The sequence below is a fragment of the Nocardia sp. NPDC057227 genome (assembly GCF_042669725.1).
Taxonomy (GTDB): domain Bacteria; phylum Actinomycetota; class Actinomycetes; order Mycobacteriales; family Mycobacteriaceae; genus Nocardia; species Nocardia asteroides_A.
Map to the genome: position 1 here is coordinate 184,151 of NZ_JBHUXA010000006.1, position 12,132 is coordinate 196,282.

Annotated in this window: 17 protein-coding genes; 12 read left to right on the forward strand and 5 right to left on the reverse strand. The window is 69.0% G+C overall.

All coding sequences use genetic code 11. The annotated features are described in order from the left end of the window. The first annotated feature begins 282 nt into the window (after positions 1-282). The 5 genes from rplN to ACFUJ1_RS11620 all read left to right on the forward strand — a co-directional run bounded on the left by rplN (position 283) and on the right by ACFUJ1_RS11620 (position 3,074). Positions 283-651 (forward strand): 50S ribosomal protein L14, encoded by a 369-nt coding sequence (gene rplN, locus ACFUJ1_RS11600; protein WP_378644885.1) that lies wholly within the window; start codon positions 283-285, stop codon positions 649-651. 2 nt (positions 652-653) lie between these two features. Continuing rightward, positions 654-971, forward strand: coding sequence for a 50S ribosomal protein L24 (gene rplX / locus ACFUJ1_RS11605; RefSeq protein ID WP_378644886.1), 318 nt, complete (start codon positions 654-656; stop codon positions 969-971). A 2-nt stretch (positions 972-973) separates the two neighbouring features. Beyond that, positions 974-1,537, forward strand: coding sequence for a 50S ribosomal protein L5 (rplE, locus tag ACFUJ1_RS11610; RefSeq protein ID WP_378644888.1), 564 nt, complete (start codon positions 974-976; stop codon positions 1,535-1,537). 4 nt (positions 1,538-1,541) lie between these two features. Next, entirely contained in the window at positions 1,542-1,727 is a 186-nt protein-coding gene (locus ACFUJ1_RS11615; RefSeq protein WP_233016042.1) for a type Z 30S ribosomal protein S14, read from the forward strand. 174 nt (positions 1,728-1,901) lie between these two features. Continuing rightward, positions 1,902-3,074 (forward strand): aminotransferase class I/II-fold pyridoxal phosphate-dependent enzyme, encoded by a 1,173-nt coding sequence (locus tag ACFUJ1_RS11620; protein ID WP_378644889.1) that lies wholly within the window; start codon positions 1,902-1,904, stop codon positions 3,072-3,074. Positions 3,075-3,127: 53 nt separating this feature from the next. Here ACFUJ1_RS11620 and ACFUJ1_RS11625 read toward each other — a convergent pair whose 3' ends face one another. Genes ACFUJ1_RS11625 through ACFUJ1_RS11635 form a run of 3 tightly spaced genes read right to left on the reverse strand, consistent with a single transcriptional unit; the run spans position 3,128 to position 6,116 of the window. Further along, positions 3,128-4,225, reverse strand: a complete 1,098-nt coding sequence (locus ACFUJ1_RS11625; RefSeq protein WP_378644891.1) for a hypothetical protein — start codon at positions 4,223-4,225, stop codon at positions 3,128-3,130. 14 nt (positions 4,226-4,239) lie between these two features. Further along, on the reverse strand, positions 4,240-5,619 hold the full coding sequence (locus ACFUJ1_RS11630) for a hypothetical protein (protein ID WP_378644999.1): 1,380 nt from the start codon (positions 5,617-5,619) through the stop codon (positions 4,240-4,242). After that, on the reverse strand, positions 5,589-6,116 hold the full coding sequence (locus tag ACFUJ1_RS11635) for a hypothetical protein (RefSeq protein ID WP_378645000.1): 528 nt from the start codon (positions 6,114-6,116) through the stop codon (positions 5,589-5,591). The genes ACFUJ1_RS11630 and ACFUJ1_RS11635 overlap by 31 nt, the downstream gene beginning before the upstream one ends. 203 nt (positions 6,117-6,319) lie before the next feature. Here ACFUJ1_RS11635 and ACFUJ1_RS11640 point away from each other — a divergent pair, with 203 nt between their 5' ends. Next, positions 6,320-6,847, forward strand: coding sequence for a hypothetical protein (locus tag ACFUJ1_RS11640; RefSeq protein ID WP_378645002.1), 528 nt, complete (start codon positions 6,320-6,322; stop codon positions 6,845-6,847). A gap of 1,322 nt (positions 6,848-8,169) precedes the next feature. On the opposite strand, the gene ACFUJ1_RS11645 is transcribed toward ACFUJ1_RS11640, so the two are convergent. Both ACFUJ1_RS11645 and ACFUJ1_RS11650 read right to left on the reverse strand, forming a co-directional pair. Continuing rightward, a complete protein-coding gene (locus tag ACFUJ1_RS11645) occupies positions 8,170-8,487 on the reverse strand; it encodes a WXG100 family type VII secretion target (RefSeq protein ID WP_378644892.1) in 318 nt (105 codons plus the stop codon). Beyond that, positions 8,484-8,972 carry a YbaB/EbfC family nucleoid-associated protein gene (locus ACFUJ1_RS11650; protein ID WP_378644894.1) on the reverse strand — a complete coding sequence of 163 codons (489 nt, stop codon included), beginning with the start codon at positions 8,970-8,972 and terminating at the stop codon, positions 8,484-8,486. Before ACFUJ1_RS11650 ends, ACFUJ1_RS11645 begins: the two co-directional genes overlap by 4 nt. Positions 8,973-9,309: 337 nt before the next feature. Between ACFUJ1_RS11650 and rpsH the strand changes: the two genes are divergently transcribed. Genes rpsH through rplO form a run of 6 tightly spaced genes read left to right on the forward strand, consistent with a single transcriptional unit; the run spans position 9,310 to position 12,017 of the window. Beyond that, positions 9,310-9,708: a 30S ribosomal protein S8 gene (gene rpsH, locus ACFUJ1_RS11655; RefSeq protein ID WP_233016051.1), complete on the forward strand. Its 399-nt coding sequence runs from the start codon at positions 9,310-9,312 to the stop codon at positions 9,706-9,708. 13 nt (positions 9,709-9,721) lie between these two features. Further along, complete coding sequence (gene rplF, locus ACFUJ1_RS11660; protein WP_233016052.1) at positions 9,722-10,261, forward strand: 50S ribosomal protein L6; 540 nt, start codon at positions 9,722-9,724, stop codon at positions 10,259-10,261. Between the two features lie 2 nt (positions 10,262-10,263). Continuing rightward, the gene (gene rplR, locus ACFUJ1_RS11665) at positions 10,264-10,683 is read left to right on the forward strand and encodes a 50S ribosomal protein L18 (protein WP_378644896.1); all 420 of its coding nucleotides are present in this window, start codon (positions 10,264-10,266) and stop codon (positions 10,681-10,683) included. 31 nt (positions 10,684-10,714) lie between these two features. Then, the gene (gene rpsE / locus ACFUJ1_RS11670) at positions 10,715-11,383 is read left to right on the forward strand and encodes a 30S ribosomal protein S5 (protein WP_378644897.1); all 669 of its coding nucleotides are present in this window, start codon (positions 10,715-10,717) and stop codon (positions 11,381-11,383) included. Next, the gene (rpmD, locus tag ACFUJ1_RS11675) at positions 11,383-11,577 is read left to right on the forward strand and encodes a 50S ribosomal protein L30 (protein ID WP_233016055.1); all 195 of its coding nucleotides are present in this window, start codon (positions 11,383-11,385) and stop codon (positions 11,575-11,577) included. The genes rpsE and rpmD overlap by 1 nt, the downstream gene beginning before the upstream one ends. After that, positions 11,574-12,017: a 50S ribosomal protein L15 gene (rplO, locus tag ACFUJ1_RS11680; RefSeq protein WP_233016056.1), complete on the forward strand. Its 444-nt coding sequence runs from the start codon at positions 11,574-11,576 to the stop codon at positions 12,015-12,017. Before rpmD ends, rplO begins: the two co-directional genes overlap by 4 nt. Positions 12,018-12,132: the final 115 nt, after the last annotated feature.

Genomic DNA, 12,132 nt, shown 5'->3' on the forward strand with positions numbered 1-12,132 from the left:
GATGCGACCGCCCGCCGCATCCCGTCGTCGGCGCCCGACCGGCGCACCTCACCCGCGCGAGGCTACCCCGCCACCCCCGATTTCGACCGGGCCAGGTGCTTCCCATACACTAGTGCGGTTGCCTGCGGAGGCCGTGCCCCCGCAATTCGGCAGTGAACCCCCAGCGGCGGCTCCGGAACCTCGGAGAACCACTGGCAGGCGCGCGTCGGAGGGCAGCCGACCACGCCCGTCGGGTCGGAAATCCGGCGTGCTTCATGTCCAGGTCAACGAAAGGTTGCTGAAGTGATTCAGCAGGAGTCGCGGCTGCGCGTCGCCGACAACACGGGTGCGAAGGAAATTCTCTGCATCCGCGTGCTCGGTGGCTCGTCGCGCCGCTATGCCGGTATCGGCGACATCATCGTCGCCACCGTCAAGGACGCCATCCCCGGCGGCAACGTCAAGCGGGGTGAGGTGGTCAAGGCCGTCGTCGTGCGCACCACCAAGGAGCGCCGCCGTCCGGACGGTTCCTACATCAAATTCGACGAGAACGCCGCCGTCCTCATCAAGCCGGACAACGATCCGCGCGGCACCCGCATCTTCGGCCCCGTCGGCCGCGAGCTGCGCGAGAAGAAGTTCATGAAGATCGTCTCGCTGGCCCCGGAGGTGCTCTGACCATGAAGGTGCACAAGGGCGACACCGTGCTCGTGATCTCCGGTAAGGACAAGGGCGCGAAGGGCAAGGTCATCCAGGCCTTCCCGACGCAGAACCGGGTCCTCGTCGAAGGCGTGAACCGGATCAAGAAGCATGTCGCGAACTCCGCCAACGAGCGCGGCGCCTCCTCCGGCGGCATCGTCACGCAGGAGGCCTCCATCCACGTCTCGAACGTGATGGTCGTGGATTCCGACGGCAAGCCGAGCCGCATCGGCTACCGCACCGATGACGAGACCGGCAAGCGCGTCCGCATCTCCCGTCGCAACGGGAAGGACATCTGATCATGACCACCACCGAGAAGACCCAGCCGCGCCTGAAGCTCCGCTACCGCGAGGAGATCAAGGACGCGCTGAACTCCGAGTTCGACTACGCCAATGTGATGCAGATCCCCGGCGTGGTGAAGGTCGTCGTCAACATGGGTGTCGGCGACGCCGCCCGCGACGCCAAGCTGATCAACGGCGCCGTCGACGACCTGGCCCTGATCACCGGCCAGAAGCCGATCATCCGCAAGGCCACCAAGTCGATCGCGCAGTTCAAGCTGCGCGAGGGCATGCCCATCGGCGCCAAGGTGACGCTGCGCGGCGACCGCATGTGGGAGTTCCTGGACCGCCTGGTCTCCATCGCGCTGCCCCGTATCCGCGACTTCCGCGGCCTCTCGCCGAAGCAGTTCGACGGCAACGGCAACTACACCTTCGGCCTCAGCGAGCAGTCCATGTTCCACGAGATCGACGTGGACCGCATCGACCGCCCGCGCGGCATGGACATCACCGTCGTGACCACGGCGACCAACAACGAAGAAGGCCGTGCCCTGCTCAAGCACCTCGGCTTCCCGTTCAAGGAGAACTGAGCACATGGCGAAGAAAGCGCTGGTCAACAAGGCCAACTCGAAGCCGAAGTTCGCGGTGCGCGGATACACCCGCTGCCAGCGGTGCGGCCGTCCGCACGCGGTCTACCGCAAGTTCGGGCTCTGCCGCATCTGCCTGCGCGAGATGGCGCACCGCGGTGAGCTGCCGGGCGTGCACAAGAGCTCCTGGTGAGCTGATCTCCCCCCGAACAGGGACCCGAGCCACGGCTCGGGTCCCTGTTCTGCTTTCTGCCTGACTCGGTGTGAAACCGGGCATAACGGTGCTTTGTTCACGACCCATTCACCGTTGTGACAGTGGCTGTCACTAGCGTTGCCGCGGTCCGCCCGACGCACGCACCGGAGAGCTGTGAACACTCTTTCCCGCACTGCCGCACCGTTTCTCGACGAGTACGCGATCGGCGCGCTGCCCCGCCCCTCCGGTGAGCTCGGGCAGCTGACCGAGTCCTTCATCGCGGGCATGCTGGCCGAGAAGCCGCGCTTTCTCGGCTTTCCCACCAATATGGATTTCCACTTCAGCGAGCTCGCCGGAATCCTCGACATCTTCGTCAACAACCTCGGCGACCCGCGCAGCCCGGACAAGGCCGGAATCAGCTCCAAGCCGATGGAGTGCGCCGTCGTCGACGCCATTGCCCGGCTCGCCAACGGGGCGCCCGACGAGACCTACGGCTACATCGCCGCGTCGGGCAGCGAGGCCAACCTGTTCGGCCTCGACCGCGGCTGCGTCGCGCTGCCCGACGCGAAGATCTACTGCAGCGGCGCCGCGCACTACTCGATCCGCAAGGCCGCCCGGCTCATGCGCCGCGAGCTGGTCGTGGTCGACGCCGACGCCACCGGCCGCATGGACCCCGCCGCGCTCGCGGCCGCCTGCCGTCGGGACGCCGGCCGCGGCGCCATCGTGGTCGCCACCCTCTCCACCACCATGACCGGCGCGATCGACGACGTGGACGCGATCGTCGCCGCCGCCGGCGCCGCCGGCGAGGTCTACGTCCACCTCGACGCGGCACTCGGCGGCCTGATCATCCCCTTCACCGAATACGGCCCCACCTGGGGTTTCGCCCGCCCCGAGGTCGGCAGCATCGCGATCAGCATGCACAAGGCGCTCGGCACCCCCGTGGTCTGCGCCCTCGCCCTCTGCCGCGCCGATCTGGTGTACACCGCGATCGAGGGCGACTACGTCGGCGCCACCGACGCCACCCTCGGCTGCTCCCGCTCCGGGCTGGCCGGAGTACTCCTCTGGTACGCGCTCTCGGGTAAGGGCATCACGGGCCTCGAGGCCGGTGCGCGCACGTCGCTCGCCACCGCCGCCTACGCCGAACGCGCCCTCGCCGCCGCAGGCACGAATCCGATGCGCCACCCCGGCTCGGTCACGGTCGTCTTCGACCGTCCCGCCGAGGCCATCTGCCGCCGCTACCACCTCGCCACCGAGGGCGACCGGGCGCACGTGATCACCCTCCCGCACGTGCGGGAAGCGATGATCGATGCGCTGTGTCTGGAGATCACCGAGCAGCGGGGGCTGTAGCGGACGAACGCCGCCCGGAAAACGCGCCCCTGGCGTCCGCTCCGCACTCGGGATCAGGACGGTGAGTGGTACTCGATCCGGATCGAGGTGGTGTCGAGCCCCTGGTTCCGCAGGCTGTCGACGACCTGCGCGGTGAATCGCCTGACCGGCCGGTAGTGGCTGCTCTGATCGGAGATCAGCAGTACTTCGCCCGCGCGCACCGCGATCTCCCCCGCCCCCGCCGCAGGCGCACCGGCCAGGAAGCTCGAATGGTGGAACTCGCCGAGCAGGTGGTACGGCGCCGAGTAGACGATGCCGTACTCGTCCATCACGAAGATCGCGCGGCCACCCTGCGGAGTCCACAGCGTCTGCGCGGTCGCGGTGTCGTAGGGGAGGCCGAGGCCGTTGTACAGCCGCCCGTCGTGCGCGGAGAGTTCGAACTCGCGGCGCTCCTCGGCGCCCAGGTAGCGCACGTGCTTTCCGCCCCAGATGGCATTGCCCGGCTGATCCTCGCCCCGGAACCGCTGCTGAATCGGCGTCGTCTCGTACAGCGAGCCCGCGATGGTGGCGGCGACGTCATCAGCGGTGAGCAGGGTGATCTCGCCCCGCGGGATCCGCGACGACTCCGCGAGTTCCCGCGCGATCTGCTCCGGATCCAGCTCCGAACTCGCGCTCGCCAGCATCACGTCGTCGCTGTCGTCCCAGACGTCGCAGAACAGGCCGATCACGGCTCCTGAGCGCAGGCGAAGCAGCAGGAAGGCGCCGTCCGGGCTGGCGTGGAAGACGCGGCCAAGGCGCTCCTGCACAATGCGATCGGGCAGGTGGATCCGGGCCATCGGCCGCGCGCCCTGGAATCGGTCGAGGTGGTCATCCGGCAGGACCGCGAACGGCAACTCCGGCCAGGGGCGAAGCTCGTCCAAGCGGGTAACGACCCGCGCCAGAAAATCGCGCAGCTCGCTGTCGCGCTGGGGCATGGTCACCAATGTCGGCAGCGGCGCGTTCGAGCGGAGCCCCTCGGCGAGTGTCGCGTACTCCTGTTCCGGCGTCAGTGTCCCGATCGGCTCGTTCAGCAGGGCGCGGGAGATTCGCTCCACGACCCGCTCGTCCAGTTCCCGCTCGAACTGGGTGTAGTAGAAGATCGCGTCGACGACCCCGGACCAGTACTCGCTCACAGCTGCCTCCTCCGTCAACGGGGTGCCTCGAATTCGACCGCAACGGCCCCCATGTCGATGCCGAGCGCGCGGAGCCTGCTGATCGCCTGCAGTGTGTGACCGCGTTCCGGGCGGTAGTGCCCGCTCGAATCGGTCAGCAGGTGTAATCGCCCGTCGATGACCCGGAGTTCGCCGGCGGCCGCGACGGCACCACCGGCCAGAAAGCTGGAATGGTGGAACAGGCCGCGTCCGTGCGTATTCGATGCATAGAGATTACCGTCCACGTCCATGACGAAGATCGCGCGTCCCTGACCGCCCCAGTGGGTGCTACCCACGCGAGTGTCGAATGGATTGCCGTCGGCATCGACGAGCAGCCCGTTCCGGACTGTGAGACGCAATCTCGACCGCTCCTCGGCATCGAGATAGCGCACCGCGCTCGGTGGGGATGTCCAGATCGGATTGCCCGGCTCGTTCTCACCGTGGAACGCGGAGTTCATCCGTCGCCTCTCGAAGGGCGGTGACGCGCGGAACGGCGTGCCATCGACCGCATCCTCGGATGGACGCTCCGGTTCGATGACGGCCCGTCCCGATTCGGGTCTCGGCGCGGTCGGTGGCCGCGGCAGGTCCTGCTGGAGCACGATGACGGGCCGGGGCCTGGGCCTGGGCCGGCGTTCGCCGAAGCCGAACAGCCGCCGCCACCGGCTAGGCTCGGAACGTCGGCGCGGGTTCGGTCTGCCCCAGTCGGATTCTGGCGTTCGGTCCGCCGGGGGCGCAGGTGGAACGGCGCTCATCGGCGGAGCGGGTGCTGGGGCGGGACGGTCCGTCTCGGGTGCGCGTCGGGGGTCGAAGGCGGGCGTGGTCCGCGCCGAGCGGTCCGCCGTGCCTGGTGACTCCATCGGGGTGCTCCCGAGTTGTCGGCCCAGTCGAGCCAGATCGGTCGTCGAGAGCCCCCTGCCCTCGGCGGGGCCGAGACCGAGCTGTGCGCGGAGCGACGTTTCGATGGCGGCGGGATCGGTTCTCGGAGAATCGCTGTTCAGGTGCAGGTCGGCGGCCGCCGGGTCGGTGACTGGCACGAGGTCGACCATCAGCCAGTCCCCGTCGGGAAGACGATGGCCGCGGTTGAAGGCGAGGTCCGTCGTGAGCTGGGCGCGTTCCTGCACCTGCCGCACATCGACGGGGTTGTCGCCTGTCACGTGGACGTTCATGCCGACGACGAGGACGGGCTGGCCGAAGCCGGTGCTTCGGTGGGCGGGCAAGGCCCGGCCGGTCAGCGGATTGGCCAGGGTTGTGGTGGTATCGGATGTCGGGCCGCTGGAGCGCAGCTGTTCCCTGGCGCGGCGTGCTTGCCCCGCGTTCCGCAGATCGTGCTGCGTAACCGGCGCGCCTACCGCTCGAAGGTCCCTTCCTGCGGCCACGTCCCCGTCCGCCGGGCCTGGTCGTAGGCCCATGAGGTCGCTTCCGCCGCCAGGCGGTCGGTGGGTTGATGCCGGATCGGTTCCTTGGTGATCTGCACCCGTCGGGTCAGCTCCGGGTTCAGCGGGTTGTCGAGGTCCGTCTGACGTACCTGGTACTCGATCGTGTTCTCGGTCTCGGACACCTGGGTCAGGTGAATGCGGTGCTGTTTCGGATAGACCTGGAAGCCCGGTGCCGGGTTGCCCGCTTCGATCGCCGTGTCGAACATCTCCCCTGTCATTCTGACCGGCAGGCTGCTGTGCGAGGTGATCACTCCCGTGTGCTTGTTGATCACCACGCTGCCCAGGCCCACCCCCGATCGGCGCACCTCGTCCCCAGGCAGGATCTCCTGACAGACCCAGCCCTGCCGGCTCTCCAGAATCGAGAATCTCCGGTCGGGGCCGTAGACCTGGCGCATCAGTTGCGTGGCCTGTTCCCGTGTCGGTACCGGCTCCGGCATCGGACGTTCCTCCGTTCGAGGGCTGCTCCGGCCCTGACTGGACGCCCGGCGCTGCGGCAGGCGTTGTATCCGCGGCGGTTTCGCGCTGGGTGGACCGGCTCGGGGTTGGTCGATTGCCCGGTGCGGCGGGGGTGAGCGCGGTATCGGTCGGTGCGGTTGCGCGCTGGTGCGCAGGGGTGGGTGATGGTGCGACCGGAGGCGCTGTGCCGAAGCCGGTGGAGGGATTCGTGGATGCCGGTGTGCTCGTCGTCGGCGGGCTCGGGGAGGTCGTGACCGGGGACGATGTGGTGGCTGCTGTTGTGTCCACCGACGCTGGGGATGACGACGGAGCGCTGGACGTGGTCGGCGCGGCAGGGGCGTCGCCTGCCGGGATGGAGACAGGTTGGGCGGCCGCGATCTCCGTCGGTGTGGGGGATGGCGGTGGGGTCGGTGGCGGGCTGGTCGAGGTGCTGGGTGGTTCCGGAGATTCGGTGGTGACGGGTGCTGGGGTCGGCGGTGGGTCGGCCGCGTTGTCCGGGGTGAGCGGTGACGCGGTGGTCGGATCGGCCGGTGAGATCGGGGCGGGGGCCGGGGTCGCGTCCGATGGGGTGTCGACATTAAGAACGGTGGCGTCCGGGGCAGGTGACCGAGTCGCCTCGGGGCCGGTGTCGGTGTCCGGCGTCGGCGATACCGCAGCCGTGGTGCTCGGCGGACTGCTGTCCGGTGCGCGAGCGCTCGGTGCAGCGTCCTGAGCTGTGGAGGTGCTTGTCTCGATGGGGTGCGGACTCGTGTCGGTGACGGGCGCCGGGGTGGTGCCGGTGTCCACAGGTGAGGTGGTGATGCCGGCATCTGCTGGTGTTGGTGCGGCGTCGTGCTGCGGCGAGGTGTGGGTATCGGCGGCTGCGGTGGGGGTGTCGATCCCGAGCGCGGCGTCGGTACTCGCAGTCGAACCCGCGGTGTCGGGTGCGGTCTCGGTACTTGCGGGTGAGGTGCTGATGTCTGCGGGAGGGGTTTCCGCGTCGGACGAGATACCGGTATCGGGTGCTTCGTCGGACGCCGGCGAGCCCGAATCTGTCTCCGCCGGTGAGGTCGAGGCGTCGGGCGAGTCGGTGTCGGCGGGCGAGGTGGAATCGCTGAGGTCGGGGGTGCCCGGTGCTTCGGGATGTCCGCTCGACTCGACGGCCGACTGGATCCCGCCCGCCCCGGCACTGGTGAAGGTGTCGAGCCCGATCTGGAGATCCTGGCCGGTGATGGCGGCGGCGGCCGTCTGGGCGGCGAGATCGGCGGCGAGTTCGGTTCCGGTTCCGGTGGCGGTGTCGGTGGCGACTCGGCCGAGTTTGCTGGTGGCGGCGTCGGAGAGGCCGTCGAGGTTGGCGCCGAGGCCGCCACCGACCGCGCCGCCGACGGCGCCGGCCAAAGTGGAGAGGCCGAGGTCGGACCAGCCGAATTCGTCCATCGAGCGGTCGCCCCTGCCGACCTGGGTGGTGCGGGCGATGGCGTCGACGCCACCTTCCTCGAGTGCTTCGAAGGCGGCGCCGTGGAGGGCGGCGCGGGCGGCGGCCTGCAGTGCGCCGCGGGTGAGCATGCGGGCGATGAGCTGTTCGATCGCGATGCGGACGGCGACCTGGGCGGCGACCCTGGCGGCGACGCCGGCGGCGGCTCCGACGCCGGTCCAGGCGGTGGCGAGCGCGACGCCGATCTCGACTGCGGCCACGATCATGGTGCCGATGATGACGAGCTTGGTGTGCTCGATGTCGTCGGCGCCGTCGTCGAGGAGTTCGGCCTGGTAGCGGCAGTACTTCGCGATGGCGGTGAAGGCGGCGTCGTCGCCGGCGAGGAGTGTGTCGCGGTAGGCGGCGAGCGCGGCGTTGGTCTCGCCCTCGGAGATGGCGGCCAGGGCGGCGTTCAGCGCGGCTGCGGCCTGGTCGTCGACGGTGTCGAGAGTGTCCGCCATCGAGTTCCAGGCGTCGGCGAGGCGGCGCATGGCGGTTTCGTCACCGTCGGGCCAGTCGCCTGCGCCGAGGATGTACTTCGCGACCCACTCCAGGGAATCGGGGATCTCGATGCCCACGGGTCAGCGGCCCGTGGACCGGTCGAGGCCGGCGGCGACGGCGTCTTCCTGGGCGGTCACCTGGTCGGCGATGGAGACGAGGTTGGCGCCGAGCCGGGTCATGGTGGTGGCGAGATTGGCGACGGAGGTCTTTCCCTGCTCGACGCCGGAGGTGTAGTTCTGGGCGAAGGCCTGGCCGGTTCGGTCGTTGCCCCAGCATTCGCCCTCGGCGGCCAGTGCCGCGGTGAGCTGGTTCGCGGCAGTGGTGATCGTGGCGGCGCAGGCGTCGAAGGACGGCTGGGTGGCCCGGAGGGCTTCGGGGTCTATGCGGACGGTGCTCATCGGAGGTAGCCCTGGTTGCGGAAGTAGTCGTCCTCGTCATCGATCGAGTCTGGGGCGGGCGCCGTGACATCTTCGGCGGTCGACGAATCGAGTTGTGCAAGAACATCTTTTGTTGCGGGAGCGCCGGGGATGAGGTCGGGGAGGTCGGGGAGGGGCAGGTCGGTGAACGGTGCCAGGGCCTCGGCCTGCTTGGCAGCGGCGCGGCCCGCCGCCTCCCGCAGCGCGGCCGTGATCGCCGGGCCGAGGGTCGCGGGGGTGGATCGCTTGAAAGCCTCGGGCTCGAGGTGCACCTCGAGCACCCCGGTGACGGTCGCGGTGACGCGCACCAGATTGTCCGGCGACCACACGGTGACCGGCTCGGCCGCGCGCTGCTGCGTGGCGACCAGCGCCGACCGCTGCCGCTCGTAGGACTCGAGCATCGACTCGACCTGCGCGCGCAGCGCGTCGTTGCCCGCCCGGGCCGCACCGGGCAATTCCTCGGCCATCGGGGCTCCTTTCCCGTATCGACCCGTTCGCAAGACTTGGACGCGCGCGGGACGTTCGCGGTTCCCGCTACCGGCTGCCTGCCGGCCGCCGGCGATGCCCGCGTAGATCCGCACCACCGCGCGGCCTCGGGCGACCCGATTTTGTCCAGGGAAAACGCGCCCTTACACTAGAGCGGTTGCCTGGGCACAGCCATGTCCTCTGTATATGCGCACCCGGCGGCGAGAACTCACCCGGTCGGCAAGTGCTGACCGGACCAGCCGAATTGTCGTAGGCCCACGGTCCGCGTGAGCGGGCGTTGCATGGGAACCGCGGCGAGAAAGGTGTCGAGGTCTAACCATGACCATGACCGATCCGATCGCAGACTTTCTGACCCGTCTGCGCAACGCCAACTCGGCGTACCACGATCAGGTGAAGGCTCCGCACTCGAAGCTCAAGGCGAACATCGCCGAGATCCTCAAGCGCGAGGGCTACATCTCCGACTTCCGCACCGAGGACGCGACGGTGGGCAAGACCCTGATCGTCGACCTCAAGTACGGGCCCTCCCGCGAGCGCAGCCTCGCCGGGGTGCGCCGGGTGTCCAAGCCCGGTCTGCGCGTGTACGCGAAATCCACCAACCTGCCCAAGGTGCTCGGCGGCCTCGGCGTGGCGATCATCTCCACGTCCTCCGGCCTGCTGACGGACCGGCAAGCGGCACAGCAGCGCGTGGGCGGCGAAGTCCTCGCCTACGTCTGGTAAGGGAGGCAGAGACATGTCGCGTATCGGCAAGAAGCCCATCGCAATCCCCGCCGGGGTCGATATCACCGTCGACGGCCAGGTCGTCTCGGTGAAGGGGCCCAAGGGCACCCTGTCGCACACCGTCGCCGAGCCCATCACCGTCACTCGTGGCGAGGACGGCCAGCTCGAAATCGGCCGCCCGGACGACGAGCGGCGCAACCGCTCGCTGCACGGCCTCACCCGCACGCTGATCTCGAACATGGTCGTCGGCGTGACCCAGGGGTACGAGAAGAAGCTGGAGATCTTCGGCGTCGGTTACCGCGTGGCGGCGAAGGGCTCGAACCTCGAGTTCGCCCTCGGCTACAGCCACCCGGTTCCGGTCGAGGCCCCGGAGGGCATCACCTTCGCGGTGGAGACGCCGACGAAGTTCTCGGTGTCCGGAATCGACAAGCAGAAGGTCGGCCAGATCTCGGCGGTCATCCACGGTCTGCGCAAGCCCGACCCGTACAAGGGCAAGGGCATCCGCTACGCCGGCGAGGTCGTGCGCCGCAAGGTCGGAAAGACGGGTAAGTGATCATGGCTAAGACCAGTGCAAGCCAGGAGAAGAAGCAGGCCAAGCGGATTCCGCTGGGCAAGGACGCGTCCACCCGGCGTCGTCTCTCGAAGACCCGCCGCCACTTCCGGCTGCGCAAGAAGCTCGCGGGCACCACGGAGCGCCCGCGCCTGATCGTGCACCGCTCCGCGCGGCACCTGCACGTGCAGCTGGTGGACGACTCGAGCGGCAAGACCATCGCGTCGGCCTCGACCATCGAGGCGGACGTGCGCGGCCTGGAGGGCGACAAGACCGCCAAGGGCGTGAAGGTCGGTCAGCTGATCGCCGAGCGCGCGAAGGCAGCGGGCGTGGACGCCGTGGTCTTCGACCGTGGTGGCCACGACTACCACGGCCGGATCGCCGCGCTCGCGGATGCCGCTCGTGAAGGCGGGTTGAAATTCTGATGACGATGATCGCAAACGGAAGGAACGTCTGATGCCGGGACGTCAGCGGGGTCACGGCGGAAGCGGACCCACCGGACAGAACAACAGTGGTAGTGGCGGCCCCGAGGGTGGGCGCGACAACCGCAGGGGCGGCGGCAACGACCGCCGCGGCGACCGGCGGGACAATGCCGCCGAGAAGAATCAGCTCGAGCGGGTCGTCGCGATCAACCGCGTCTCCAAGGTCGTGAAGGGTGGTCGTCGCTTCAGCTTCACCGCCCTGGTGATCGTTGGCGACGGCAACGGACTGGTCGGCGTCGGCTACGGCAAGGCCAAGGAAGTTCCCGCGGCCATCCAGAAGGGCGTCGAGGAGGCTCGCAAGAGCTTCTTCCGCGTCCCGATGATCGGCTCGACCATCGTGCACCCGGTGCAGGGCGAGGCGGCGGCCGGTGTGGTCATGCTGCGTCCGGCCTCACCCGGTACCGGTGTGATCGCCGGTGGCGCCGCGCGCGCCGTGCTGGAGTGCGCGGGCATCCACGACATCCTGGCGAAGTCGCTCGGCAGCGACAACGCGATCAACGTCGTGCACGCGACGGTCGAGGCCCTCAAGCAGCTGCAGCGTCCCGAAGAGGTCGCGGCCCGTCGTGGCCTGCCGCTGGAGGACGTCGCACCGGCGGGCATGCTGCGTGCGCGCGCCCAAGCAGCGACGGGAGGTGCCAGGTAATGGCAGATCTCAAGGTGACCCAGATCAAGTCGTCGATCGGGGCCAAGCAGAACCAGCGTGACAGCCTGCGCACCCTCGGCCTGCGCGGCATCCGCAAGCAGGTCGTCCGACCGGACAGCCCGGAGAACCGCGGTCTGATCAACGTCGTGCGCCACCTCGTCACGGTCGAGGAAGTCGAGGAGGGCTCGCGATGACCATCAAACTGCATCACCTGCGCCCCGCGCCGGGTGAGAAGACCGCCAAGACCCGCGTCGGTCGCGGTGAGGGCTCGAAGGGCAAGACCGCGGGCCGCGGCACCAAGGGCACCAAGGCGCGCAAGAACGTCCCCGCGGCGTTCGAGGGCGGCCAGATGCCGATCCACATGCGGCTGCCGAAGCTCAAGGGCTTCACCAACCCGTTCCGCACCGAGTACCAGGTGGTGAACGTTGGCCGCATCGCCGAGCTCTTCCCCGAAGGCGGCGAGATCGGCAAGGCCGAGCTGGTGGCTGCGGGCGCTGTCCGCAAGAAGCAGCTGGTCAAGGTCCTCGGCGACGGCGAGATCTCGGTCGCGGTCCAGGTGACCGCCGACAAGGTGACCGGCGCCGCCAAGGAGAAGATCACCGCGGCCGGAGGGTCGGTCACCGAGCTCGGCTGACGACCGCTCTGCACCCGGTGGCACCGGACGAGTGATTGGCTCGTCCGGTGCCACTGTTAGAGTTCAGTAGTTGTCTGCCAAAGCCGTCATGGGGCTCGGCGTCTCCGAAGTAGGA